Origin of the sequence: Streptomyces sp. R44 (assembly GCF_041053105.1) — a bacterium.
GTDB lineage: Bacteria > Actinomycetota > Actinomycetes > Streptomycetales > Streptomycetaceae > Streptomyces.
Genome location: NZ_CP163444.1, coordinates 3,299,553 through 3,324,031, shown reverse-complemented (window position 1 = coordinate 3,324,031; position 24,479 = coordinate 3,299,553). Strand labels below are relative to the sequence as shown.

Here is a 24,479-nt window from a genome sequence, read left to right as displayed (position 1 = left end):
GGGACTGCTACGCGTACTCCGTCGGCAGGACCGGCTCGCCCCGCGACAGCTGGATCGCCGACATCGGCAGCCCCGCGCGGGCCGCGATGTGCCGCGCCCTGGCGGCCTCCAGCGGCTCCCGGGCCACCACGTCGCCGCTCTTGACCAGCTCGACGAGCAGCTGGTGGTCGGCGAGCTCCGGCGGGACCGGGCCGGTGCCCACGACCTCCGCCTCGGCGACCCCCTCCGCGTCGGGCCGGCGGGCCGCCCACTTGCGGCCGCCGACCGAGGCCTTCCCGCCGACGGACTTCTTGGCCACCGGCACCAGGGGCGCCTTCGGATCGGCCGAGGCCGCGCGGGCGACCAGCTTGTAGACCATGGAGCAGGTCGGGTGGCCGCTGCCGGTGACCAGCTGCGTGCCGACCCCGTACGCGTCGACCGGGGCGGCCGCGAGCGAGGCGATGGCGTACTCGTCGAGGTCCGAGGTGACCACGATCTTCGTGTCCCGGGCGCCCAGCTCGTCGAGCTGCGCCCGCACCCGGTGCGCGACGAGCAGCAGGTCGCCGGAGTCGATCCGTACGGCCCCGAGCTCGGGCCCGGCGACCTCGACGGCGGTGCGGACGGCCTCGGCCACGTCGTAGGTGTCGACGAGCAGGGTCGTGCCGCGCCCGAGGGTCTCCACCTGGGCCCGGAAGGCGTCCCGCTCGGTGTCGTGGAGCAGGGTGAAGGCGTGCGCGGAGGTGCCGACGGTCGGGATGCCGTAGCGGAAGCCGGCCGCGAGGTCGGAGGTGGCCTCGAAGCCGCCGACGTAGGCGGCGCGGGAGGCGGCGACGGCCGCGAGCTCGTGGGTGCGGCGGGCGCCCATCTCGATCAGCCGCCGTCCGCCGGCCGCGGCCGACATGCGGGAGGCGGCGGCGGCGATGGCCGAGTCGTGGTTGAGGATCGAGAGGATCACGGTCTCCAGGAGCACGCACTCCGCGAAGGAGCCCTCGACGCGCAGCACGGGGGAGCCGGGGAAGTACACCTCGCCCTCGGGGTAGCCCCAGATGTCGCCGGAGAAGCGGTAGCGGGCCAGCCAGTCCAGGGTCGGCTCGTCGACGATGGCGCGTTCCCGCAGGAAGCCCAGGACGGCGGGGTCGAAGCGGAAGTTCTCGACGGCGTCCAGGACCCGGCCGACGCCCGCGAGGACGCCGTAGCGCCGCCCCTCGGGCAGCCGGCGGGTGAAGACCTCGAAGACGGAGCGCCGGTCGGCGGTGCCGGCCCGCAGGGCCGCCTGGAGCATGGTCAGCTCGTACTGATCGGTGAAGAGCGCGGTCGACGGCACGTCCACCGGCAGCCCAAGGTCCGCAGCGTTCATGTCAGCGATGCTAGCGCAGAAATCGTCAGAGTGACGAATAGGGGGTCCGAACAGCGGGTCCTTTCGCGTGCCCCGTTTGCGCGACGGCCCCCCAGGGGTGACAACATGGTGTGAGTGAGCGTCGCGCCTATTGAGATCGAACGTACGGAATCGGCCGAGGAGGTCTCCGCGGTCGTCGAACCAGACGTGCCCTGGGTGACCCTCGTGCACAACGATCCGGTCAACCTGATGAGCTACGTGGAGTACGTCTTCCAGTCGTACTTCGGATACTCCAAGGACAAGGCGCACAAGCTGATGCTCGACGTGCACAACAAGGGCCGCGCGGTGGTCTCCAGCGGCACCCGCGAGGAGATGGAACGGGACGTGCAGGCGATGCACGGCTACGGCCTCTGGGCGACCCTCTCCCAGGACCGCTTCTGATGGCCGGGACCGCCAGCAGCTTCGTGGCCCTCCCCGGCGGCGGCGCGGCCGTCGCGCTCGACGACGTCGAGATCTCCATCCTCCGCTCCCTCGCCGTCCAGCTCATGGAGCTGATCGGCCCGGGCGACGAGCCCGCCGCCGACGCGGACCCGCTGGCCGCGCTCTTCGCCGAGGGGCCGAGCGAGCCCCCGTCCGACCCCGCCCTGCGGCGGCTCTTCCCCGACGCGTACGGGGACGACAGCGAGGAGCTGCGGGCGGCCGCCTCCGACTTCCGCCGCTACACCGAGAACGACCTGCGCGCCCGCAAGCGCGAGGACGCGCTCGTGGTCGTCCGTGCCCTGGACTCCCTGTCCGCCGAGGCGGCGGGGGAGGGCGGCGCGGTCCTCAAGCTCACCCCCGAGGAGTCCCGGGCCTGGCTCGGCGCGCTCAACGACCTCCGGCTCACCATCGGGACCCGCCTGGAGATCACGGACGACGAGGAGAGCGAGCAGCTGTACCGGCTGCCGGACTCCGATCCGCGCAAGCCGATGGTGATGGCGTACCTCTGGCTGGGGGCGCTGCAGGAGTCCCTCGTCGCGACCCTGATGGCCTGAGCGGCCGGCCGTTCACGCCCTGTTCGCTCAGCGGACGCTCAAATCCGGATAACGAATGCGTTATCAGAGCGTCCGCTTGGCCATCTTGTACACCCTTTGTCCGTATTTATTTGTGGCGCGCATCACTCCGAACCCCGTCGATCACCCCTCGCCCCGTGATAAATCTTCACGACCACTCGGGCACGCCACCCCTGTTCCCGAGGGCGCTTGGGCCGGCTGACCGCCGGTAGCACTCCATCCACATCCGGGGGGATCAGGATCTGATCCGCAGCAGACGCACTCGCAGTCGCGCGGATCAGCATGGAGAAAGGCGCACCACCATGACCTCAGTGCAGGTCGACAAGCAGCACGACGGCAATGAGGCCGCGGACTCCGCCTCCGGCGAGGGTTACCACCGGGCACTCGGCGCCCGGCAGATCCAGATGATCGCGATCGGCGGTGCCATCGGCACCGGACTCTTCCTCGGCGCGGGCAAGGGCATCTCCATCGCGGGACCGAGCCTGATCCTCGCGTACGCGGTCGCGGGCCTCGTCATCTTCTTCATCATGCGGGCGCTCGGCGAGCTCCTCATGTACCGCCCGGTGTCGGGCTCCTTCTCGGAGTACGCCCGCGAGTTCATCGGCCCCTTCGCGGGCTTCGCGACCGGCTGGACGTACTGGCTCTTCTGGGTCGTCACCGGAATCACCGAAGTCACCGCCGCGGCCACCTACATGACGTACTGGTGGGACATCCCGCAGTGGCTCTCCGCCCTCGTCTTCACCGTCATCCTCTACGCCGCCAACCTGATCTCCGTGAAGCTCTTCGGTGAGCTGGAGTTCTGGTTCTCCATGGTCAAGGTCACCGCGATCGTCGGCATGATCCTGATCTGCGCCGGCATCCTCACCCTCGGCTTCTCCGACGCCGGCGCCACCGCCTCCGTCACCCACCTCTGGGACCTCGGCGGCTTCTTCGGCGGCGAGGACGGCATCTTCTCCACCCTGATGACCCTCCAGATGGTCATGTTCGCCTTCCTCGCGGTCGAGCTCGTCGGCGTGACGGCGGGCGAGTCGAAGGACCCGAAGACGGTCCTGCCGAAGGCCATCAACACCGTGCCGTGGCGCATCGCCGTCTTCTACGTCGGCGCGCTGATCATGATCCTGTCGGTCGTCCCGTGGACCGCCTTCAAGCCGGGCGTCAGCCCGTTCGTCGAGGCCTTCGAGCGGATGGGCCTCGGAGTCGGCGCCGCCATCGTCAACTTCGTCGTCCTGACGGCCGCCCTGTCCTCCTGCAACTCGGGCATGTACTCCACCGGCCGCATGCTGCGCGACCTCGCGCTCAACGGCCAGGGCCCGAAGGTCTTCACCAAGCTGACCAAGTCCGGCACCCCGCTGGTCGGCACCACGGTCTCGGCCGCGCTGATGATGGTCGGCGTCTGGATCAACTACCAGTGGCCCGGCGAGGCCTTCAACTACGTCGTCTCCTTCGCCACCATCTCCGGCATGTGGGCCTGGATCGTCATCCTGATCTGCCAGATCCGCTACCGCCTCAAGGCCGACCGCGGCGAGCTGCCGCAGTCCTCCTTCAAGGCGCCGGGAGGCATCTGGTTCAGCGTCTTCTCGCTCGCCTTCATCGGCATGGTGATCGTGACGATGGGCATGGACAAGGACAACCGCGTCGCCCTGTACGGCGCGCCGGTCTGGGGCCTGATCCTCGCGGTCTCCTACCTGGTCCTCAAGGCCCGCAACCCGGAGGGCGCGGCCTTCGCCAAGCGCTCCTGACCCTCCTGACCTGCTCGGTCTCACCATTCGGGCCGTTCCGTACCATCCATCGGTACGGGGCGGCCCGTCTGCTTATCCTGTCGGCATGCTGACCATCACCCGGGCCCTGTACGACCAGATCGTGGCGCACTCCCGCGCGGACCACCCCGACGAGGCCTGCGGCGTCGTCGCCGGCCCGGTCGGCAGCGGACGCCCCGAGCGGTTCATCCCGATGCTGAACGCCGCCCGCTCGCCCACCTTCTACGAGTTCGACTCCTCGGACCTGCTGAAGCTCTACCGCGACATGGACGACCGGGACGAGGAGCCCGTCATCGTCTACCACTCGCACACCGCGACCGAGGCGTACCCGTCCCGCACGGACATCTCGTACGCCAACGAGCCGCAGGCCCACTACGTCCTCGTCTCCACCGCCGACACCGACGACGCCGGCCCCTTCCAGTTCCGCTCCTTCTCGATCGTCGAAGGCGTCGTGACCGAGGAAGAGGTCAAGATCGTCGAGGCCTACGAGTAACCCGAGACCCAACGAGCAGGGCGCGGTCTACGAGGAAAACGTCGTCCGGAAGCGCGCCAGATACGCGGAGGGCGTCACCCCGAAATGCCGGGCGAACGCCCTCCGCAGGCTCTCGTCACTGCCGAGCCCGCTCCGCGCCGCCGCCCCCGTCACGCTCGCCCCGCCCTCCAGCAGGATCCGCGCCGCCTCCACCCGTACCCGCTCCACGTACCCCGCCGGCGTCGCCCCGACCTGCTCCCGGAACAGCCGCGCCAGATGCCGGGCGCTCATCCCCGCCCGCCGCGCGAGCGCCGACGCGCTGTGGTCCGCGGCCGGGTCCGCCGCCACCGCGTCCAGGAGCGGCCGCACCACCGGGTGCCCCGTCGGGGGAGTCCGCGACGCCGCCGAGAACTGCGACTGACCGCCCGGCCGCTGCAGGAACACCACCAGGTCCCGCGCCACCGCCCGCGCCGCCTCCGGCCCCCGGTCCTCCTCCACGAGCGCCAGACACAGGTCGATCCCGGCCGTCACCCCCGCCGAGGACCACACCTCCCCGTCCCGCACGTGGATCGCGTCCGCGCTCACCTCGACCCCCGGATACCGCCGGGCCAGCTCCGCCGCGTGCTCCCAGTGGGTCGCCGCGCGCCGCCCGGCGAGCAGCCCCGCCGCCGCGAGCGCGAACGCCCCCGTGCACACCGACGCCACCCGCCCCGAGCGCCCCGCGAGGCCCGCCACCTCGGCCGCGACCGCCACGCACCGCTCCACGTCCACCGCCCCGGGGACGACCAGCGTGTCCGCGCCCCGCACCTCCCCGACCGCGCGGTCCGCGCCGATCCGCAGCCCGCACGAGGTCCTTACGCCCCGCCCGTCCGGCGAGCACACCCGTACCTCATAGCCGGACCCGGCCGTCGAGAAGACCTCCAGCGGGGCCGACACGTCGAGCAGCCGGACCCCGTCGAAGGCGAACACCCACACCTCGTGCGTCCTCGTCATGTGTCCGATTCTGTGGGATGCCTGTCCCTGAGGACATGGCGGGCACCCGCCCCCGACGACGAGGCTTGCTCCCATGAACCCGATGACGCTCGTCCCCGACAGCAAGCTCGCCACCGCCGCCACCGAACTCGTCCGCGACACGACGAGCGAGCTGATCTACGACCACTCCCGCCGCGTCTACCTCTTCGGCGCCCTCCAGGGCCGCGCCCGCAGCCTCGCCTTCGACCCCGAACTCCTCTACGTCGGCGCCATGTTCCACGACCTCGGCCTCGGCGAGGCGCACCGGACCGGCGGCCGCCGCTTCGAGGTCGACGGCGCCGAGGAGGCCGCCGCCTTCCTCCGCTCCCACGGCGCCGACGAGGACGCCGTCCGCCGCGTCTGGACCGCGATCGCCCTGCACACCACCCCCGGCATCCCCGCGTTCATGGAACCCGAGGTCGCCCTCGTCACCGCCGGCGTCGAGTACGACGTCCTCGGCATCGGCTACGACGACCCCGCCGCCGTCACCCCCGAGGACCGCGCCGCGATCGTCGCCGCCCACCCCCGCCCCGACTTCAAGCGCCGCATCCTGGCCGCCTTCGCCGACGGCATCGCACCCAGGCCGGACACCACCTTCGGCAACGTCAAAGCGGACGTCCTGCGCCATTTCGTGCCCGGTTTCGCCCCCGGAGACTTCGTGACGACGATCAGGGACTCCGCCTGGCCCGAGTGACGACCCCCTTCCCACCTGCGACGTCCGTCAGTCGGTCAGAAATCATCCAGAATGTGAGATCACATTCCGGAACCCGGACCGGGAATCGATACGATGAGCCCATGGTTTCCCACGACGTGAGCGAAGAGACTCCGAGCACCACCCTGCTCGTGGCACGCCTGCACGTCGACCTGTGCCGCCTCGCCAGCGCGATCTGTACCTCACGCTGTACCGCACGCGCTGCGCTCTGAGCGACCGGCCGAGCGCACTCACCGTACGACCCCCTCCGCGCGGGGCCACAGAAGCGCGCCCAACACGCCACTTCCGACAGGAGCCCACGCCATGGCCATCGAGGTCCGCATCCCGACCATCCTCCGCACCTACACCGACGGCGAGAAGGCCGTCGAGGGCAGCGGCGCGACCCTCGCCGAGCTCTTCGCCGACCTGGAGACCCGCCACGCCGGGATCGAGGCCCGCATCGTCGACGGCGGCAAGCTCCGCCGCTTCGTCAACGTCTACCTCAACGACGAGGACGTCCGCTTCCTCGACGGCATCGACACCAAGCTCACCGACGGCGACAACGTCACGATCCTGCCGGCCGTCGCCGGCGGCATGGTCTGATCCACATGCGCTACGACTCCTCGCTGGCCGCGGTCGGCAACACGCCGCTGGTCCGCCTCCCCCGGCTCTCGCCCTCGGACGACGTCCGCATCTGGGCGAAGCTGGAGGACCGCAACCCCACCGGCTCGGTCAAGGACCGCCCCGCGCTCCACATGATCGAGCAGGCGGAGAAGGACGGCCGGCTCACCCCCGGCTGCACCATCCTGGAGCCGACCAGCGGCAACACCGGCATCTCCCTCGCCATGGCCGCCAAGCTCAAGGGCTACCGCATCGTCTGCGTCATGCCCGAGAACACCAGCGAGGAGCGGCGCCAGCTGCTGGCCATGTGGGGCGCCGAGATCATCTCGTCCCCCGCGGCCGGCGGCTCGAACACGGCCGTACGCGTCGCCAAGGAACTCTCCGCCGAGAACCCCTCCTGGGTGATGCTCTACCAGTACGGCAACCCCGACAACGCGGGCGCCCACTACGCCACCACGGGCCCGGAGATCCTCGCCGACCTCCCGTCGATCACCCACTTCGTGGCAGGTCTCGGCACCACGGGCACCCTCATGGGCGTCGGCCGCTACCTGCGCGAGCACAAGCCCGACGTCAAGATCGTCGCCGCCGAGCCGCGCTACGACGACCTCGTCTACGGCCTGCGCAACCTCGACGAGGGCTTCGTCCCCGAGCTGTACGACGCCTCCGTCCTCACCACCCGCTTCTCCGTCGGCTCCGCCGACGCGGTCACCCGCACCCGCGAACTCCTCCAGCAGGAGGGCATCTTCGCGGGCGTCTCCACCGGCGCCGCCCTCCACGCGGCCATCGGCGTCGGCAACAAGGCCCTCAAGGCGGGCGAGACCGCCGACATCGCCTTCGTCGTCGCCGACGGCGGCTGGAAGTACCTCTCGACGGGCCTCTACACAGCCAAGACGACAGAAGAAGCAATCGCCGCGGTCCAGGGCCAGCTCTGGGCGTAGTAGGTGTGGGCACACCGGACGGCGCGCTGAGCCGCGCTTAGGCTTCCGGCCCCGCGACACGCACCGGCGCTACCGCGCCAGATGGCGGACCTGGTCCCACACGACCGGGTCCGCCTCTCCCACTCTCCGGCGGAAGTCCGTCACCGGCACCCGCCGCAGCTCATCGGTCTCCAGGAAGCTGGGCCGCCCCTGCGCGTCGCCCACCGCCCCCGGCGGCAGCGCGATCACCCCCGGCCGCTCGTCGTGGTACTTGCTGGTGATCTTCGCGACGAGCGCGCTGTCGCCCCGTACCACGAGCACCAGACAGGGCCGGTCCTTCGACCCGGGCCCGTCCTCGAAGGGCACGTCCGCCCACCAGATCTCGGCCGCCCTCGGCGCCCGGCCCGGTCGCGCGGGGGCCCTCCGGGGTCCGGCCGGACCGCGAGGAGGTCGCGTCGGCGCCGCCGGCCCCCCGGACGACGGCCGTCGCGAGGACCGCCTCGATCCTCCCCCGGACCTCGTCCGGGGGGACCCCCAGGCGACCGCCACCACCAGCGCGATCACCACGACCGCGGCCAGAGCGGGCCACCACGACGTGTCCATACCTCAAGAAGGTACCGGTGCGCGCCCCACCCCGCCGCCGCGCCCCGCCATCCATCCGAACCGGTGACAGAGCCCGTGAGTTCGCCCACAACGGGCCACCACGAAGGAGCGGCGGGCCCGGGTGCGCCTTACGCTCGACAGACCGCACAGCCTCCCCCTCCCTCAGCGCGCTTTCCGCACCCGTCCACGGAGGTTCTCGCTCCATGAAGCTCACCGTCGTCGGTTGCTCCGGGTCGTTCCCGTCCGCGGACTCGGCCTGTTCGAGCTACCTCGTCGAGGCCGACGGCTTCCGGCTGCTCCTCGACATGGGCAACGGCGCCCTGGGCGAGCTGCAGCGCCACATCGGTCTGTACGACCTCGACGCGATCTTCCTCAGCCACCTCCACGCCGACCACTGCATCGACATGTGCGGGTACTTCGTCGCCCGCTACTACCGGCACGACGGCGGACGCTGCGACGCGATCCCCGTGTACGCCCCCGAGGGCGCCGAGCAGCGCCTGACCACGGCCTACGCGGACACCCCCTCGCCGTCCTCGATGAGCGAGGTCTTCGACTTCCGCACCCTGAAGTCCGGCGGCGCCTTCGAGATCGGCCCGTTCTCCGTCCGCACGGAGAAGGTGTGCCACCCGGTCGAGGCGTACGGCATCCGGGTCGAGCACGGCGGCCGTTCGCTCACGTACTCCGGGGACACCGGGGTCTGCGAGGCGCTGCACGGCCTCGCCGACGGCACCGACCTCTTCCTCTGCGAGGCCTCCTTCACCCACGGCAAGGAGGACGTCCCGGACCTCCACCTCAACGGCCGGGAGGCCGGCGCGCACGCGACCCGGGCGCGGGTGGGGCGCCTGGTCCTGACCCACATCCCGCCGTGGACGGACGGCGAGCGGAACCTGGCGGACGCGCGCGAGGTGTACAAGGGCCCGTCGGAGCTGGCGCGGCCGGGAGCGGTGTACGAGATCTGATTGCCCGTACGAGCACATCTGATGTCCCGTACGAGCACGGGGAAGGCCCCGGAACCGTCCTGGTTCCGGGGCCTTCCGTCGTACGGGCGAGGCTCACGCCTTGGTGAGGTCCTCGATCTCCTCCTCGGGCTCGCGGCCCGGGGTGGGGAGGTTGAACTTGGTGATCGCGAAGCGGAAGACCACGTAGTAGATCGCCGCGAAGACGAGACCGATCGGGATGATCAGCCACGGCTTGGTCGCGAGGTTCCAGTTGAGCAGGTAGTCGATGCCGCCCGCGGAGAAGGTGAAGCCCGCGTGGACGCCGAAGGCCCAGGTGACGGCCATGGAGACGGCGGTCAGGACCGCGTGGATCGCGTAGAGGACCGGCGCGATGAACATGAACGTGAACTCGATCGGCTCGGTGATACCGGTGACGAAGGAGGTCAGCGCGAGGGAGACCATCATGCCCATGACGGCCTTGCGGCGCTCGGGGCGGGCGGCGTGGGCGATGGCGATCGCGGCGGCCGGGAGGCCGAACATCATGATCGGGAAGAAGCCCGACATGAAGATTCCGGCGCTCGGGTCACCGGCGAAGAAGCGGTTGAGGTCACCGTGGACGACCTCGCCGGCGGCGTTGGTGAAGTCACCGATCTGGAACCAGGAGACGGTGTTCACGAACTGGTGCATGCCGACCGGGATCAGCGCGCGGTTGATGAGACCGAAGAGGCCGGCGCCACCGGCACCGAGGCCGGTCATCCACTCGCCGAAGCTGGAGATGCCCTCACCGATCGGCTCCCAGACCAGGCCGAAGACGACGCCGACGGCGGTGCCGACGAAGGCCATGATGATCGGGACGAGACGGCGGCCGTTGAAGAAGCCGAGCCAGTCGACGAGCTTGGTGCGGTGGAAGCGCTGCCAGAGGACGGCCGAGAGCAGACCCATCAGGATGCCGCCGAGGACGCCGGGGTTGTTGTACGTCGCGGCGACGTCGACACCCTTGTTGGCGGTCGTGTTGACGACGGCCTCGGTGATCGGGAAGGCCTTCAGCACGTTGCTGTAGACCAGGAAGCCGACGAGCGCGGCCAGGGCGGTGGAGCCGTCCGCCTTCTTGGCGAAGCCGATGGCGACGCCGATGCAGAAGAGCAGGGGCAGGTTGTCGAAGACCGCGCCGCCGGCGGTGGCGAAGACGGACGCGACCTTGTCCCAGCCGAGACCGTCCTTGCCGAAGACGTCGGGCTGGCCGAGACGGAGCAAGATACCCGCGGCCGGCAGCACGGCGATCGGCAGCTGCAGGCTGCGACCGACCTTCTGCAGGCCCTGGAACAGGCCGGATCCGCGCTTCTTCGCGGGAGCGGCGGCCTGGGCGGTGGCCGTACTCATCAACTTCCTCCAGTAAGGCAAGGCGTCGCCCAGGACAGTGAACACGGGGGGGAGGCGACGTCTCGTGGAACGCGGTGGTCTGGACCGCGTGGTCTACACCATTGAGTGGTGTAGACCAGTTGTAGCACGTGAGACTTAGATAAGGAACCTGCGAATTCTGTGTACTCAGCCATAGCCGGAGATGCACGACAAAAGGCCCCCGGACGGTCAGGTCCGGGGGCCTTCGAAGGGCCTTACGAGGGGGTCGAAAGCCCCGAGAACGGTCAGATCCCGCCGCGTGAGCGCGGGGCTACTTGACGTTGTCGCGCTCGATCTCCTCCTCGATCTCCTCGGGCTCGCGGCCCGGGGTGGGGAGGTTGAACCTGACGATCGCGAACCGGAAGATCACGTAGTAGACGACCGCGAAGCCCAGGCCGATCGGGATGATCAGCCACGGCTTCGTCGCGAGGTTCCAGTTGATCACGTAGTCGATCAGACCGGCCGAGAAGCTGAAGCCGTCCTTCACGCCGAGCGCCCAGGTCACCGCCATCGACACACCGGTCAGCACGGCGTGGATCACGTACAGCAGCGGCGCGATGAAAAGGAACGAGTACTCGATCGGCTCGGTGATGCCGGTGACGAACGAGGTCAGGGCGACCGAGAGCATCATGCCGCCGACCGCCTTGCGGCGATGCGGCTTCGCGGTGTGGGTGATCGCGAGCGCCGCGGCGGGCAGCGCGAACATCATGATCGGGAAGAAGCCCGTCAGGAACTGACCGGCGTTCGGGTCGCCCGCGAGGAACATCGGGATGTCGCCGTGGACCACCGTGCCGTCGGGTTTGGTGTACGTGCCGAACTGGAACCAGATGGGCACGTTCAGGAACTGGTGCAGGCCGATGACGAGCAGCGCGCGGTTCGCGAGGCCGAAGATGCCCGAACCCCAGGAGCCGAGACCCACCAGCCAGTCGCTGAAGTTCTCCAGGCCGTCGCCGATCGGCGGCCAGATCCACAGGCAGATCGCGGCGAACGCGATCGCCACGAACGTCATGATGATCGGCACGAGCCGGCGGCCGTTGAAGAAGCCGAGCCAGTCGACCAGCTTCGTCCGGTGGTAGCGCTGCCAGAACCAGGCGGCCATCAGGCCCATCAGGATGCCGCCGAAGACGCCCGGGTTCTGGTACGTGTACCCGGTGAAGGCCTGCTCGGGCGAGAGGCAGCCGCCGTTGACGTCCACCGTGCCCGCCGGGCAGTCCTTCGGGAACTGACGCAGCACGTTGTAGTAGACGAGGAAGCCGACCACCGCCGCGAGCGCGGTCGAGCCGTCCGCCTTCTTCGCCATGCCGATCGCGACACCGATGCAGAACAGCAGCGGCAGACCCAGGCTGCCGTCGAGCAGCGCACCACCCGCACCCGCCATCACCTTCGCGACGTTGTCCCAGCCCAGGCCGTCGGCGCCGAAGACGTCGGGCTGCCCGAGCCGGTTGATGATGCCGGCGGCCGGGAGGACGGCGATGGGGAGCTGGAGGCTGCGGCCCATCTTCTGGAGGCCCTGGAAGAGGCCGCCCCAGGACAGGGACTTCTTGGGTTTCGGTGCGGCCGCGGTGCTGTCGGTGCTCATCGGCGTCCTCCCTCCCCGGAACAAGCCGGGTCCGCATCTCGTTGCACACTGGTGTAGACCAGTTGCGATAGGCTCCGGGAGCCCGCTGAGGACAGGCCGCCGGTGATCGTCATCATTCGGCAGAACGGCCGCACTCGCTCGCGAGGTTGGGCCAACCGTGGGTTACCGTGACAAAGCGGACCGTCGGTACGCAGAACGGACAGGGAGAAACACATGGCCAGCAAGGCTGAGAAGATCGTCGCCGGCCTCGGCGGCATCGACAACATCGAAGAGGTCGAAGGCTGCATCACCCGCCTGCGCACCGAGGTCGTGGACCCCGCCAAGGTCGACGAGGCCGCCCTCAAGGCCGCCGGAGCCCACGGCGTCGTGAAGATGGGCACCGCCATCCAGGTCGTCATCGGCACCGACGCCGACCCGATCGCCGCGGAGATCGAAGACCTGATGTGAGCGTGAGCGTTCCGCTCACTTCCCGAGGAGGGCCCGTTCCGGCAGGGGAACGGGCCCTCCCTCATGTCCGGCTAGGCTCGTGGCATGTCTCGCATCGACGGCCGTACCCCCGAACAGCTCCGCCCCGTCACCATCGAACGCGGCTGGAGCAAGCACGCCGAGGGCTCCGTCCTCATCTCCTTCGGCGACACCAAGGTCTTCTGCACCGCCTCCGTCACCGAAGGCGTCCCGCGCTGGCGCAAGGGCAGCGGCGAGGGCTGGGTCACCGGTGAGTACTCCATGCTCCCCCGCGCCACCAACACCCGCGGCGACCGCGAATCCGTCCGCGGCAAGATCGGCGGCCGCACCCACGAGATCTCCCGCCTCATCGGCCGCTCCCTGCGGGCCGTCATCGACTACAAGGCCCTCGGCGAGAACACGATCGTCCTCGACTGCGACGTCCTCCAGGCCGACGGCGGCACCCGCACGGCGGCGATCACCGGCGCGTACGTGGCGCTCGCCGACGCCATCGGCTGGGCCCAGGGCAAGAAGCTGATCAAGGCCGGCCGCAAGCCCCTCACCGGCACCGTCGCCGCCGTCTCCGTCGGCATCGTCGACGGCGTCCCCCTCCTCGACCTCTGCTACGAGGAGGACGTCCGCGCCGACACCGACATGAACGTCGTCTGCACCGGCGACGGCCGCTTCGTCGAGGTCCAGGGCACCGCCGAGGCCGAGCCCTTCGACCGCAAGGAGCTCAACGCCCTCCTCGACCTCGCCTCCGGCGGCTGCGCCGAACTGGCGGAGATCCAGCGCAAGGCCCTCGAAGGAACCCTCTGACCTCCTGTCGCGTCCTGACGGGCAACGGGCGCACGGATAGGATCCGTGCGCCCGCACGACTGTCATGTACAGGGGAGGACCCGCCTTGAAGAGCCGTCTCGCAATCGCCGTGGCAACGGCCGCCGCGCTCACCACCGTCCTGAGCGGCTGCGGAGCCCTCGACACGGCGATGGACTGCGTCAAGACCGCCGACGCGATAGCCACGTCCGTACAGAACCTTCAGCAGGCGGTCTCGAACGCGTCCAACGACGTCACGCAGATCGAGGAGTCCCTGAACTCGATCTCCACGGAACTGGGCAACCTCAAGAACACCACGGACAACGCCGACCTCTCGAAGGCCGTCGACGACCTCACGAAGGGCGTGGACTCCGTCCGCACGGCGGTCAAGAACGGCGACACGACCCCGGACATCACGCCGATCACGGACGCGGCGGGCGAGGTGGCCAAGGTCTGCACCCCGGGATAATCCCTGTCATGACCCGACAGCGCCTGATCCTCGCCACCCGCAACGCGGGCAAGATCACCGAACTTCACGCGATCCTCGCCGACGCGGGCCTCGACCTCGAACTCGTCGGCGCGGACGCGTACCCCGAGATCCCCGATGTCAAGGAAACGGGCGTCACCTTCGCCGAGAACGCCCTGCTGAAGGCCCACGCCCTGGCCCAGGCCACCGGCCTCCCGGCCGTGGCCGACGACTCGGGCCTCTGCGTCGACGTCCTCAACGGAGCCCCCGGCATCTTCTCGGCCCGCTGGGCCGGCACCCACGGCGACGACAAGGCGAACCTGACCTTGCTCCTGGCCCAGCTCTCCGACATCGACGACGCCCACAGGGCCGCCCACTTCGCCTGCGCGGCGGCCCTCGCCCTCCCCGACGGCACGGAGCGAGTGGTCGAGGGCCAGCTGCGGGGCACCCTCCGCCACACCCCGGCCGGCACGAACGGCTTCGGCTACGACCCGATCCTCCAGCCGGAGGGCCACGAGGTCACCTGCGCGGAACTGACCCCGGCGGAGAAGAACGCGATCAGCCACCGGGGCAAGGCGTTCCGGGCCCTGGTGCCGGTGGTGAAGGAACTGCTGGGCTGAGGGCCCGCATGCGAACGGCCTGCGCATCGATTCTTCGATTCGCAGGCCGTTCAGTGTGCGGCGGAAGGGATTCGAACCCTCAAGCCCGGTCAGGGGCCACAGATCCTAAGTCTGCTGTGTCAACCATTGCACCACCGCCGCGCAACTCCCTGCCATCGTAGCGGGCGCCGCCACGACACCAGGTAGCGGTGATGGCATGGCAGTTGGGGCACAGGTAGCGAAGGTTCTCCCGACGGTTGTCGAGCCAGTTCCCGTTGATGTGGTCGATCTGCAGGGTGATGGGCTTGCCCCGCCACTTGCCGTCGTTCCCGCACTCGACGCAGCGATACGGCACGCCCACCTCGGTGAGGGCGCGATGCAGCCGGTCGCGGTTCTCGCGCGACGATCCTTCCGGGCGTACCCGGAAGACCGTGTCCGCTATGGCCTTCGGTGCCGCGGCTCGGACAGTGCCCCACGTACGACGCTTGAAGTGCGATGTGTCGAGGCCCAGCTCGACCACCCGTCGCCGTACCCGACGGTGATTCTGGTCGGTAACGGGGAGGTCGAGCGCGCGCATCACGTCGGCGAAGCTGGTGGCGTCGGCCACCGCTGCTCGTAGACGCTCTTCCGGCACCCCGACGCGCCTGTGCGTGAAGTGTGCGATGTCGATTCCCCGCTCGTGGAGCAAGTGCCGGAGCGCGGCGCGGGATCTACCGTCATCGCCTACGCCCAGCAGGCGGGCCATTTCTCTGACGCTCCGTGTGGCCGCTGCGGCGGTCTTGAGTTCCTCCGCGGTGAACGGCAGGTCCAGGGTCGGGCGGTTCAGGCCGGGGAACTGGCTCACGTCGATTCCGGCTGCCGTGATCCGTCGGCTGATGTGCGAGAGCGTTCCGGTCGCCGGGGGAACGCCGAGCCTCTGGGCGACCTCGCGGAGCGTCGTAGAGGCGGCGACCGCCTCGGCAATGGCGTTGTCCGTGTACTTGCGCCAGGGGCTCTGCTGCTTGAAGTGGCTGGTGTCGATGCCGTACTCGGCAACCTTCGACTGCAGGGTGCGCCGCCGACCTCCGCTCGGATTGACGCCGAGGCGGCGCATGAGATCAGCCCACCCCTTCGACTCCGCCACCACGGCGCTGAGCCGTTCCCTCGTGTACGTGTCCGGCCCCATCGGACCCCCTCCCCAGTACGGATCTCGTACGGGTTAACGACCCGAATATCGGACGGTCACACCCGAAACGCGGAACGGCCCACACCCCAGTACCGCGAGGTGCGGGCCGTTCCGGCGAGGGCGCGGGCTCAGACGCCCAGGTCCCTCATGATCTTGGCGACGTGGCCCGTGGCCTTGACGTTGTAGAAGGCGTGTTCCACCTTGCCCTCCTCGTCGACCACGACCGTCGAGCGGATCACGCCCGTCACGACCTTGCCGTACAGCTTCTTCTCGCCGAAGGCGCCGTACGCCTCCAGGGTCTCCTTCGACGGGTCCCCGACCAGCGTGACCTTCAGGTTCTCCTTCTCGCGGAACTTCGCCAGCTTCTCCGGCTTGTCGGGGGAGACGCCGATCACGTCGTAGCCGGCGGTCGCCAGGACCTCCAGGTTGTCCGTGAAGTCGCACGCCTGCTTGGTGCAGCCGGGGGTCAGGGCCGCCGGGTAGAAGTAGACGATGACCTTGCGGCCCTTGTGGTCCGCGAGGGAGACCTCGTTGCCGTCCGCGTCGGGAAGGGTGAAGGCGGGGGCGGTGTCGCCGGGCTGCAGTCGCTCGCTCATGGCTGGCTCTCCTCGGATGGTTCGCGTACGCATTCCAGAGCCTAATGGGGGCGAATGGGGGTCTGGGGCGACCCGATCGCGGCGGAGCTGACAGACTGGGCGTCAACGACCGATTACGACTACGGAGGCAGCGCGGTGTCGGAGGCCAGGACCCCTGCGCAGATCGAGGCGGACATCGTCCGCCGGCGCGAGCAGCTCGCCGTCACTCTCGACGAGATCGGCATTCGGATGCACCCGAAGACGATCATCGGGGACGCCAAGGCCAAGGTCGCCTCGACGGTCGACCAGACGGCCGGCCGCGCCTTCGTCGCCGTCAACCGGGTCGTCTCGGACGTGAAGGCCCGCTTCACCCACGAGGACGGCGCGCCCCGCCTGGAGCGCGTCGTTCCGGCGGCCGTCGTGGCCCTCGCCGTCGTCGGCCTGATCGTTTCCTCCTCGCGGAGGAACAAGGGGTGACCGCCTTCCGGCCCGCCCGTGCAGGTAGGTTCAGTCCGTGAGCGAGAACACGCACGACAAGCTGCCCATCCGGATGCTCCACGACCGGGTTCTGGTCCGCACCGACTCCCCGGAGGGGGAGCGGCGTTCCGGCGGCGGCATCCTGATCCCCGCGACGGCCGCCGTGGGCCGACGCCTCGCCTGGGCCGAGGTGGTCGCGGTCGGCCAGAACGTCCGTACCGTCGAGATCGGCGACCGGGTGCTGTACGACCCCGAGGACCGCGCCGAGGTCGAGGTGCGGGGTGTCGCGTACGTCCTGATGCGCGAGCGCGATCTGCACGCGGTGGCCGCGGACCGGTTCGGCACCACGGACTCGACCGGGCTCTACCTGTAGGACGAGCACGAAGGCCCTGGTGACCGGAGTCACCGGGGCCTTTGCCTGTTCTTTGCTAGCCTGGAGACACCCCGACGAGACGCGCCGTACCGGGTTCACGACAAGACGACGCACCCCTGTTGATCCGTCTCGCGGAGGTGTCTCGTCATGGCCTGGGTTCTGCTGATCGTCGCCGGTCTGCTTGAGGTCGGCTGGTCCATCGGCATGAAGTACACCGACGGTTTCACCCGGCTCTGGCCGAGCGTGTTCACCGGCGCCGGGATCGTCGCCTCGATGATGCTGCTGTCGCAGGCGGCCAAGACGCTGCCGATCGGTACGGCGTACGGCGTGTGGGTCGGCATCGGCGCGGCCGGTGCGGCGGTGCTCGGCATGGTGGTGCTCGGTGAGCCGGCGACCGCCGCCCGGATCTTCTTCGTCTGTCTGCTGCTCGTCGCCGTGGTGGGGCTCAAGGCGACCAGCGGTCACTGACCCGTCGGTCTGCGGGAGGGGGCGGGGCCCCGTGAGGCCGCTCCCGGTCCCGCCTCGCCCGTCTCGTACCAGTCCTCCGCCCCGTCCGGGACGGGCGGTACCGGCGGTGCCTCGGCCCCCGGCATGAGCCGGAGCTCGAAGTCCCGGGCCGGCGTCCCGGCCAGGGCCTCGCGGGTGAAGCGGCCCCAGATCTCGGCCGGCACCCCGCCGCCGTTGACGCGCGGCTGGCCGAGCGCGCCGTACAGCGATTGCTGCGAGCCGGACTCGGGGTCCTGGCCCATGACCGCGACGACCGTCGCGAGCTCGGGGGTGTAGCCGGCGAACCAGGCGGCCCTGTCGTCCTCCGCCGTGCCCGTCTTGCCGGCGGCCGGGCGTCCCGCGACCTGCGCGGCCGTGCCCGTGCCGCTCTCGACGACGCTCCGCAGGATCGAGGTGGTGGTGTCGGCGGCCTCGCGGCTGACGGCCTGTCGGCGGGCGACGCCGGGGAGTTCCACCTCCTGGCCGTTCCTGCTGATCTCCTCGACGAGGGAGTACGTGCCGTTCCGGCCGTGCGCGGCGAGCGTCGCGTACGCCGAGGCCATGTCGAGGACGCTGGCGGTGGCGGCGCCGAGGGCGATGGAGGGGGAGGCGGTGAGGTCGGGGGTGGTGCCGGGGACGCCGAGGGCGATCGCGGTGCGCCGTACGTGCGCGGGGCCGACGTCGACGGCCATCTGGGCGTAGACGGCGTTCACGGAGAGGTCGGTGGCGGCGCCGACGGCGATGTCGCCGTAGCTGGCGTCGTCCTCGTTGGCGGGGTCGTAGGGGTTGCCGCCCCAGCCTTCGACCGGGCGCCGGTTGGTGCCGTCGTACAGGGTGTACGGGGTGATGGGCTGGCCCTGCTGGGTCTGGGAGCCGTTCTGGACGGCGGCCGTGAAGACGAAGGGCTTGAAGGTGGAGCCGACCTGGTAGTCGCGGCGGGTGGCGTTGTTGACGTACTGCTGGGTGTAGTCGACGCCGCCGTACATGGCGAGGACCTTGCCGTTCGCCGGGTCGACGGCCGCGGCCCCGACCCGTACGTACCGGTCGGTGGGGGCGTTCGCCGGGTCGAGCCGGGAGACGACGCGCTCCTCGACGGCGTCGACGAGGGCCTCCTGCTTGGCGGGCTCCAGGGTGGTGGTGATGCGGAAGCCGCCGCCGGCGAGGGTCTTCTCGTCGACGATCCCGTGGTCGGTGAGGTACTCCTCGACGGCCTGGACGAGGTAGCCGCGCTGGCCGGAGAGGGCGGTGGCGGCGCGGGCGGTCTGGGGGGCGGGGAAGCGGGCGGCGGTGCGGGCCGCGGGGGAGAGCCAGCCCTCGGTGACCATGCCGTCGAGGACGTAGTGCCAGCGGGCGACGGCCTTGGACCGGTTCTCGGGGTGGGTGGTGACGTCGTAGGCGCTGGGGGCCTTGAGGAGGGAGGCGAGGTACGCGCCTTCGGCGGTGTCGAGCTGCTGGACGTCCTTGCCGTAGTAGGCGCGGGCGGCGGCCTGGATGCCGTATGCGTTCCGGCCGAAGTAGCTGGTGTTCAGGTAGCCCTGGAGGATCTCCTCCTTGCTCTTCTCGCGGCCGAGTTTGATCGCGATGAAGAACTCCTTGGCCTTGCGGCTGAGGGTCTGTTCCTGGCCCAGGTAGTAGTTCTTGACGTACTGCTGGGTGATGGTGGAGCCGGACTGGCGGCCCTTGCCGGTGACGGTGTTCCAGGCGGCGCGGACCATGGCCTTGGGGTCGACGGCGCGCGAGGTGTGGAAGTCGCGCTCCTCGGCGGCGAGGACGGCCCGGCGGACGGTGAGCGGGACCTGGTCGAGGCGGACGCTCTCGCGGTTGACCTCGCCGTCGCGGGCGAGGGGGGTGCCGTCCCGGTAGAGGTAGACGTTGGACTGGGCGACGGCGGCGGCGTTGGCGGGCGGGATCTCCACCAGGAGGTAGCCGGCGGCGAAGGCGCCGGCGAGCAGCAGCGTGCCGAGCAGGAGGAGCCCGAGGAGGGTCCGCAGGATGCGGCGGAGCGGTCTTCTCGGTCTGTCGTCGTCGTCCGGGTGTGGTGCGGGGAGGGTGGGGTCCCTCGGCTCCCAGTTCGTATCCGAGCTCGTACCAGAGGAAGGGGACATGGCATCACATACTGCATGGAATGCGGCGAAACTCCCCTAACCGACCCGTAGGTGGCGCGAAAACCGCTCGCGGCGCGCCGCACGACACCACTAGGGTCGTGCGCTTCGCCGTCATTCGTACCGGAAAGGGCCTCTCATGCTGCGGCTGTACCTGACGGTGGCCGCGGGCGGCTTCCGGCGCTTCGCCACCTACCGCGTGGCCACGGCCGCGGGCGTCTTCACCAACAGCGTCTTCGGCTTCGTCCTCTCCGCCACCTACATCGCCCTGTGGGACGAACGACCGCGGCTCGGCGGCTACTCCATGGACGACGCCCTCGCCTACGTGTGGATCGGGCAGGCGCTGATCACGGTCTGCGGCCTGATGGGCGGCGGCTTCGAGGACGAGCTGATCGAGCGGATCAGGACCGGCGACATCGCCGTCGACCTCTACCGCCCCGCCGACCTCCAGGCCTGGTGGTTCTCGGCCAACGCCGGCCGCTCCGCCTTCCAGCTGCTCGGCCGCGGGGTCGCCCCGATGGCCGTCGGCGCGCTGGTCTTCGGCTTCACCCTGCCGTCGGGGCCGGGCGCGTGGCTCGCGTTCCTGGTGGCGGTGGCGCTGGGCTCGGTGGTGGGCTTCGCGATCTGGTACCTGGTGGCGATGAGCGCGTTCTGGCTGCTCGACGGCCAGGGGGTGGTGCAGGTGGCGTGGCTGGGCGGCCTGTTCTTCTCGGGGATGCTGCTCCCGCTGAACGTCTTCCCGGGCGCCCTGGGCGAGCTCGCGCGGATGCTGCCGTGGGCGTCGCTGCTCCAGGTGCCGGCCGATGTGTACCTGGGGAAGTACGAGGGCTGGGAGCTGGCGGGGGCGTACGGCTTCCAGGGCTGCTGGGCGCTGGTCCTGCTGGGGGCGGGGAGGGCGGCGCAGGCGGCGGCGACGCGGAAGGTGGTGGTGCAGGGTGGATAGGTCACGGATGGCCGATTCCTGGCGCACGGACGGGGGGACCGGGGCTTCCGGCGGTACGGACGGGGAGGCCGCGGCTACCTGGCGTACGGACGGGGAGACCGGGGCTACCTGGCGTACGGACGGGGGGACCGAGGCTTCCTGGCGGCGTACGGATCGGGGGATCGGGGCTTCCTGGCGTACGTACCGGATGGTGGCGGCCATGTGGATCCGCTCCACGATGACGTACCGCTCCTCCTTCGCCCTGACCCTCCTCACGAGCTTCTGCGTCACGTTCTTCGACTTCGTCGTGATCCTCCTGATGTTCGGTCAGGTGCGGGGGCTGGGCGGCTTCTCGTTCGCGGAGGTCGCCCTGCTGTACGGGACGGCGGGGACGTCGTTCGGGATCGCGGACCTGACGATGGGCTCGCTGCAGCGGATGGGGAAGCGGGTGAGGGACGGCTCGCTCGACACGTTCCTGATGCGTCCGGCGCCGCTGCTCGCGCAGGTCGCGGCGGACAAGTTCGCGCTGCGGAGGTTCGGGCGGGTCGCGCAGGGCCTTCTCGTCCTCGTCTGGAGCCTGCTCCTCCTCGACGTGGACTGGACGCCGCTGAAGGTGGTGCTGCTGCCGGTGACGGTGGCGTGCGGGGCGGTGATCTTCGGTGCGGTGATGGTGGTGGGCGCGTCGACGCTCTTCTGGATCCAGGACGCCGCCGAGGTCACGAACTCCTTCACGTACGGCGGGAACACGCTCCTCCAGTACCCGCCGACGATCTTCACGCAGGAGCTGGTGCGGGGGGTCGTGTACGTCGTACCGCTGGCGTTCGTGAGCTGGCTGCCCGCGCTGTACGTGCTCGGCCGGCCGGCTCCGGCGGGGGTGCCGGACTGGGCGGCGTTCGTGTCGCCGCTGGTGGCGGCGGTGAGCTGCGGGGTGGCGGGGCTCGCGTGGCGCGCGGGAATCCGCTCGTACAGATCGACAGGAAGCTGAGGCCACATGCCCTTCATCGAACTCGACGCGCTGGAGAAGACCTTCACGGTCCGCCGGAAGGCGGGCCTGCTCCGCCGCGAGAAGCGGGAGGTCCGGGCGGTCGACGGCATCAGCTTCGGCGTGGAACGCGGGGAGATGGTCGGCTACATCGGCCCGAACGGCGCCGGGAAGTCGACGACGATCAAGATGCTCACCGGCATCCTGACCCCGAGCGGCGGCCGGCTGCGGGTCGCGGGCATCGACCCCGCGCGGGAGCGCACCCGGCTGGCCCAGCGGATAGGGGTGGTGTTCGGCCAGCGGACGACCCTCTGGTGGGACCTGCCGCTGAAGGACTCGTACCGGCTGATGCACCGCATGTACCGCATCCCCGACGCCCGGTACGAGGAGAACCTGGCCCGCTGCGTGGACCTGCTGGACCTGGGGGACCTCCTCGACGTCCCCGTACGCCAGCTGTCCCTGGGCCAGCGGATGCGCGGCGACATCGCGGCGGCGCTGCTGCACGACCCGGAGGTGCTGTACCTGGACGAGCCGACGATCGGCCTGGACGTGGTGTCGAAGGCGAGGGTGCGGGAGTTCCTCCGGGAACTGAACGCGACGAGGGGCACCACGGTCCTCCTGACGACCCACGACCTCACGGACATCGAACAGCTCTGCTCGCGGGTGATGGTCATCGACCACGGGCGGCTGATGTACGACGGGGAGCTGGCCGGTCTGCACGCGGTGGGCGAGAGCGAGCGGCTCCTTGTGGTGGACCTGGAGCGGGAGCTGCCGCCGATCACGGACGTGCCGGGGGCCCGTTTCGTACGGTCGGAGGGCCCGCGCCAGTGGCTGGCGTTCGGGGCGACGGAATCGGCGGCACCCCTGGTGGCGGCGGTGGCGGCGAGATACCCCCTCCTCGACCTCTCGGTGCGGGAGCCGGACATCGAGGCGGTGATCGCGAAGATGTACGGGGGAACTCGGGACGAGCGCCGGGAGTCCCTGAAGTAGGAGGTCGAGTCGATGGTGAGTTTCTCGTACACGGCGGCGGACGAGGAGAAGAGCAGAGGCGTCCGCCGCATGAAGACCCTGGCGACGGCGCTGCTGGCGCTGGTGGCCGTGATCTACGGCCTGGCGACGTGGGCGCGGAACGCCGGCTGGGGCGGGTGGGCGGGCTATGTCGCGGCGGCGGCGGAGGCGGGCATGGTCGGCGCGCTCGCGGACTGGTTCGCGGTGACGGCGCTGTTCCGGCGGCCGCTGGGCCTCCCCATCCCGCACACGGCGATCATCCCGACGAAGAAGGACCAGCTGGGAGCGTCGCTGGGCACGTTCGTGGGCGAGAACTTCCTGTCGGCGGATGTCGTACGGGGCAGGCTGGCGGCCCTGGGCATCGGCGCCCGGCTGGGGGCCTGGCTGGCGAACCCGGCCCACGCGGACCGGGTGACGGCAGAACTCTCGACGACGCTACGGGGCGCCCTGACCATCCTGCGGGACGCGGACGTCCAGGCGGTGGTGGGGGAGGCGATCACGCGCCGCGCGGAGGCGGCGGAGATCGCGCCGGGCCTGGGCAAGACCCTGGAGAAGGTGGTGGCGGACGGGGCGCACCGCCGGGCGGTGGACCTGATCTGCACCCGCGCGCACGACTGGCTGGTCACGCACGGGGACTCGGTGATGGACGCGGTGCAGGGCGGGGCACCGGGCTGGACGCCCCGCTTCGTGGACCGGAAGATCGGCGAACGCGTCTACAAGGAACTGCTCCGCTTCATCACGGAGATGCGGGACATGCCGGGCCACCCGGCGCGCGGCGCGATCGACCGCTTCCTCGCGGACTTCGCGGCGGAGCTCCAGGCCGACACGGACACACGGGCACGCGTGGAGCGCCTGAAGGCGGACCTCCTGGCCCGCCCGGAGGTCCAGGACATCATCGCCTCGGCCTGGTCCTCGGTCCGGTCCCTGATCATCGCAGCGGCCGAGGACGACCGCAGCCAGCTCCGCCTCCGCGCCCGCGCCTCCCTGATCTCCCTGGGCACGCGCCTGTCGACGGACGCCCGCCTGCAGGGAAAGGTGGAGGGCTGGGCGGAAGACGCCGCGGCCTACGTCGTCACGACCTACCGCCACGAGATCACGTCCCTGATCACCGACACGGTCGCCGGCTGGGACGCCACCCAGACCTCCCGCAAGATCGAGGCCAACATCGGCCGCGACCTCCAGTTCATCCGCATCAACGGCACGGTGGTCGGCGCCCTGGCGGGCCTGCTGATCTACACGGTGAGCCACGCGGTGGGGGGCTGAGGCCGCGCCCTGGGCGGGCTCAGCCCTTCCCGCGGGTGATGGCGGAGTGGGGCTCAGCCCTTCCCGCGGGTGACGGCGGAGTGGCTCAGCCCTTCCCGCGGGTGACGGCCCAAGAGGCGACGGCCATCGCCCCGGCGACGGAGAACACGGCGGGCCAGGCCCCGATCTTCTTCGCGAGCGGATGGGACCCGGCGAAGGCGGCGACGTATCCGGCCGTCAGCCCCACAGAAGCCTTGGCCCCACCGACCTGCTGCCACTCCCGAGCGGCCACGCCACCGGCGGCAGCGAGCACGACACCCCCAAGGGGCCGCTTCTTGGTCCACCGAGCAACGGCGTAACCACCGACGAGCCCGGCGGCGGCTATGGCGGGGGAGGAGATGCGGGGCATGGTGTCACCTCGGGTCGAATCGATGTCTCTTCGTACGAGCCTAACGAGACAGACCGCAC

The 24,479-nt window shown here is 70.3% G+C and carries 28 protein-coding genes, 1 tRNA gene and 1 riboswitch; of the genes, 20 read left to right on the top strand and 9 right to left on the bottom strand.

The annotated features are described in order from the left end of the window. Positions 1 to 7: 7 nt before the first annotated feature. On the bottom strand, positions 8 to 1,336 hold the full coding sequence (locus AB5J54_RS15335) for a nicotinate phosphoribosyltransferase (protein ID WP_369144478.1): 1,329 nt from the start codon (positions 1,334 to 1,336) through the stop codon (positions 8 to 10). A 114-nt stretch (positions 1,337 to 1,450) separates the two neighbouring features. Here AB5J54_RS15335 and clpS point away from each other — a divergent pair, with 114 nt between their 5' ends. The 4 genes from clpS to AB5J54_RS15315 all read left to right on the top strand — a co-directional run bounded on the left by clpS (position 1,451) and on the right by AB5J54_RS15315 (position 4,617). Next, on the top strand, positions 1,451 to 1,756 hold the full coding sequence (gene clpS, locus AB5J54_RS15330; protein ID WP_041129438.1) for an ATP-dependent Clp protease adapter ClpS: 306 nt from the start codon (positions 1,451 to 1,453) through the stop codon (positions 1,754 to 1,756). Then, positions 1,756 to 2,349 (top strand): DUF2017 domain-containing protein, encoded by a 594-nt coding sequence (locus AB5J54_RS15325; protein ID WP_369144477.1) that lies wholly within the window; start codon positions 1,756 to 1,758, stop codon positions 2,347 to 2,349. Before clpS ends, AB5J54_RS15325 begins: the two co-directional genes overlap by 1 nt. A gap of 320 nt (positions 2,350 to 2,669) precedes the next feature. Further along, positions 2,670 to 4,106, top strand: coding sequence for an amino acid permease (locus tag AB5J54_RS15320; protein ID WP_369144476.1), 1,437 nt, complete (start codon positions 2,670 to 2,672; stop codon positions 4,104 to 4,106). Positions 4,107 to 4,191: 85 nt separating this feature from the next. Next, positions 4,192 to 4,617 (top strand): Mov34/MPN/PAD-1 family protein, encoded by a 426-nt coding sequence (locus tag AB5J54_RS15315; RefSeq protein WP_369144475.1) that lies wholly within the window; start codon positions 4,192 to 4,194, stop codon positions 4,615 to 4,617. Between the two features lie 27 nt (positions 4,618 to 4,644). Here the strand turns inward: AB5J54_RS15315 and AB5J54_RS15310 are convergent, their stop codons facing one another. Further along, positions 4,645 to 5,589: a GlxA family transcriptional regulator gene (locus tag AB5J54_RS15310; protein WP_369144474.1), complete on the bottom strand. Its 945-nt coding sequence runs from the start codon at positions 5,587 to 5,589 to the stop codon at positions 4,645 to 4,647. Between the two features lie 73 nt (positions 5,590 to 5,662). On the opposite strand from AB5J54_RS15310, the gene AB5J54_RS15305 reads away from it, so the two are divergent. The 4 genes from AB5J54_RS15305 to AB5J54_RS15290 all read left to right on the top strand — a co-directional run bounded on the left by AB5J54_RS15305 (position 5,663) and on the right by AB5J54_RS15290 (position 7,857). Then, positions 5,663 to 6,301, top strand: coding sequence for an HD domain-containing protein (locus tag AB5J54_RS15305; protein WP_369144473.1), 639 nt, complete (start codon positions 5,663 to 5,665; stop codon positions 6,299 to 6,301). A 101-nt stretch (positions 6,302 to 6,402) separates the two neighbouring features. Then, on the top strand, positions 6,403 to 6,531 hold the full coding sequence (locus AB5J54_RS15300) for a putative leader peptide (protein ID WP_312882985.1): 129 nt from the start codon (positions 6,403 to 6,405) through the stop codon (positions 6,529 to 6,531). Between the two features lie 91 nt (positions 6,532 to 6,622). After that, the gene (locus tag AB5J54_RS15295) at positions 6,623 to 6,901 is read left to right on the top strand and encodes a MoaD/ThiS family protein (RefSeq protein WP_369144471.1); all 279 of its coding nucleotides are present in this window, start codon (positions 6,623 to 6,625) and stop codon (positions 6,899 to 6,901) included. 5 nt (positions 6,902 to 6,906) lie between these two features. Continuing rightward, entirely contained in the window at positions 6,907 to 7,857 is a 951-nt protein-coding gene (locus AB5J54_RS15290) for a PLP-dependent cysteine synthase family protein (RefSeq protein WP_369144470.1), read from the top strand. 69 nt (positions 7,858 to 7,926) lie between these two features. Here AB5J54_RS15290 and AB5J54_RS15285 read toward each other — a convergent pair whose 3' ends face one another. After that, positions 7,927 to 8,439 (bottom strand): type II toxin-antitoxin system PemK/MazF family toxin, encoded by a 513-nt coding sequence (locus AB5J54_RS15285; RefSeq protein ID WP_369144469.1) that lies wholly within the window; start codon positions 8,437 to 8,439, stop codon positions 7,927 to 7,929. A 203-nt stretch (positions 8,440 to 8,642) separates the two neighbouring features. Between AB5J54_RS15285 and AB5J54_RS15280 the strand changes: the two genes are divergently transcribed. Next, the gene (locus AB5J54_RS15280) at positions 8,643 to 9,398 is read left to right on the top strand and encodes an MBL fold metallo-hydrolase (protein WP_369144468.1); all 756 of its coding nucleotides are present in this window, start codon (positions 8,643 to 8,645) and stop codon (positions 9,396 to 9,398) included. Between the two features lie 93 nt (positions 9,399 to 9,491). On the opposite strand, the gene AB5J54_RS15275 is transcribed toward AB5J54_RS15280, so the two are convergent. Beyond that, positions 9,492 to 10,757, bottom strand: coding sequence for a PTS transporter subunit EIIC (locus AB5J54_RS15275; RefSeq protein WP_189805268.1), 1,266 nt, complete (start codon positions 10,755 to 10,757; stop codon positions 9,492 to 9,494). Between the two features lie 289 nt (positions 10,758 to 11,046). Next, a complete protein-coding gene (locus AB5J54_RS15270; RefSeq protein ID WP_369149337.1) occupies positions 11,047 to 12,273 on the bottom strand; it encodes a PTS transporter subunit EIIC in 1,227 nt (408 codons plus the stop codon). Positions 12,274 to 12,567: 294 nt separating this feature from the next. Here AB5J54_RS15270 and AB5J54_RS15265 point away from each other — a divergent pair, with 294 nt between their 5' ends. The 4 genes from AB5J54_RS15265 (at position 12,568) to rdgB (ending at position 14,700) form a co-directional block, all read left to right on the top strand. Beyond that, positions 12,568 to 12,801 (top strand): glucose PTS transporter subunit EIIB, encoded by a 234-nt coding sequence (locus AB5J54_RS15265; protein ID WP_189723936.1) that lies wholly within the window; start codon positions 12,568 to 12,570, stop codon positions 12,799 to 12,801. Positions 12,802 to 12,885: 84 nt separating this feature from the next. Continuing rightward, entirely contained in the window at positions 12,886 to 13,617 is a 732-nt protein-coding gene (gene rph, locus AB5J54_RS15260; RefSeq protein ID WP_351187299.1) for a ribonuclease PH, read from the top strand. 64 nt (positions 13,618 to 13,681) lie between these two features. Further along, positions 13,682 to 14,083, top strand: coding sequence for a hypothetical protein (locus AB5J54_RS15255; RefSeq protein WP_369144467.1), 402 nt, complete (start codon positions 13,682 to 13,684; stop codon positions 14,081 to 14,083). Between the two features lie 8 nt (positions 14,084 to 14,091). Continuing rightward, the gene (rdgB, locus tag AB5J54_RS15250; protein WP_369144466.1) at positions 14,092 to 14,700 is read left to right on the top strand and encodes an RdgB/HAM1 family non-canonical purine NTP pyrophosphatase; all 609 of its coding nucleotides are present in this window, start codon (positions 14,092 to 14,094) and stop codon (positions 14,698 to 14,700) included. A 56-nt stretch (positions 14,701 to 14,756) separates the two neighbouring features. Here the strand turns inward: rdgB and AB5J54_RS15245 are convergent. Then, positions 14,757 to 14,841 (bottom strand) — tRNA-Leu (locus tag AB5J54_RS15245). Between the two features lie 1,131 nt (positions 14,842 to 15,972). Further along, entirely contained in the window at positions 15,973 to 16,440 is a 468-nt protein-coding gene (gene bcp, locus AB5J54_RS15240) for a thioredoxin-dependent thiol peroxidase (protein WP_369144465.1), read from the bottom strand. A 135-nt stretch (positions 16,441 to 16,575) separates the two neighbouring features. Here bcp and AB5J54_RS15235 point away from each other — a divergent pair, with 135 nt between their 5' ends. The 3 genes from AB5J54_RS15235 (at position 16,576) to AB5J54_RS15225 (ending at position 17,737) form a co-directional block, all read left to right on the top strand. Then, a complete protein-coding gene (locus tag AB5J54_RS15235) occupies positions 16,576 to 16,896 on the top strand; it encodes a DUF3618 domain-containing protein (RefSeq protein ID WP_369144464.1) in 321 nt (106 codons plus the stop codon). Between the two features lie 37 nt (positions 16,897 to 16,933). Beyond that, positions 16,934 to 17,269 carry a co-chaperone GroES gene (locus AB5J54_RS15230; protein ID WP_351187291.1) on the top strand — a complete coding sequence of 112 codons (336 nt, stop codon included), beginning with the start codon at positions 16,934 to 16,936 and terminating at the stop codon, positions 17,267 to 17,269. 44 nt (positions 17,270 to 17,313) lie between these two features. After that, positions 17,314 to 17,384: riboswitch (guanidine-III (ykkC-III) riboswitch) on the top strand. Between the two features lie 32 nt (positions 17,385 to 17,416). Continuing rightward, positions 17,417 to 17,737 (top strand): multidrug efflux SMR transporter, encoded by a 321-nt coding sequence (locus AB5J54_RS15225; protein ID WP_369144463.1) that lies wholly within the window; start codon positions 17,417 to 17,419, stop codon positions 17,735 to 17,737. Here the strand turns inward: AB5J54_RS15225 and AB5J54_RS15220 are convergent. Continuing rightward, positions 17,731 to 19,860 carry a transglycosylase domain-containing protein gene (locus AB5J54_RS15220; protein ID WP_369144462.1) on the bottom strand — a complete coding sequence of 710 codons (2,130 nt, stop codon included), beginning with the start codon at positions 19,858 to 19,860 and terminating at the stop codon, positions 17,731 to 17,733. The genes AB5J54_RS15225 and AB5J54_RS15220 overlap by 7 nt on opposite strands. Before the next feature lie 139 nt (positions 19,861 to 19,999). Between AB5J54_RS15220 and AB5J54_RS15215 the strand changes: the two genes are divergently transcribed. The 4 genes from AB5J54_RS15215 (at position 20,000) to AB5J54_RS15200 (ending at position 24,032) form a co-directional block, all read left to right on the top strand. Continuing rightward, the gene (locus AB5J54_RS15215) at positions 20,000 to 20,800 is read left to right on the top strand and encodes an ABC transporter permease (protein ID WP_369149336.1); all 801 of its coding nucleotides are present in this window, start codon (positions 20,000 to 20,002) and stop codon (positions 20,798 to 20,800) included. A gap of 187 nt (positions 20,801 to 20,987) precedes the next feature. Continuing rightward, a complete protein-coding gene (locus AB5J54_RS15210) occupies positions 20,988 to 21,764 on the top strand; it encodes an ABC transporter permease (protein WP_369144461.1) in 777 nt (258 codons plus the stop codon). A 6-nt stretch (positions 21,765 to 21,770) separates the two neighbouring features. Then, positions 21,771 to 22,751: an ATP-binding cassette domain-containing protein gene (locus AB5J54_RS15205; protein ID WP_369144460.1), complete on the top strand. Its 981-nt coding sequence runs from the start codon at positions 21,771 to 21,773 to the stop codon at positions 22,749 to 22,751. Positions 22,752 to 22,763: 12 nt separating this feature from the next. Further along, positions 22,764 to 24,032, top strand: coding sequence for a DUF445 domain-containing protein (locus tag AB5J54_RS15200; RefSeq protein ID WP_369144459.1), 1,269 nt, complete (start codon positions 22,764 to 22,766; stop codon positions 24,030 to 24,032). A gap of 85 nt (positions 24,033 to 24,117) precedes the next feature. On the opposite strand, the gene AB5J54_RS15195 is transcribed toward AB5J54_RS15200, so the two are convergent. After that, complete coding sequence (locus AB5J54_RS15195) at positions 24,118 to 24,420, bottom strand: hypothetical protein (protein ID WP_369144458.1); 303 nt, start codon at positions 24,418 to 24,420, stop codon at positions 24,118 to 24,120. Between the last annotated feature and the right edge of the window lie 59 nt (positions 24,421 to 24,479).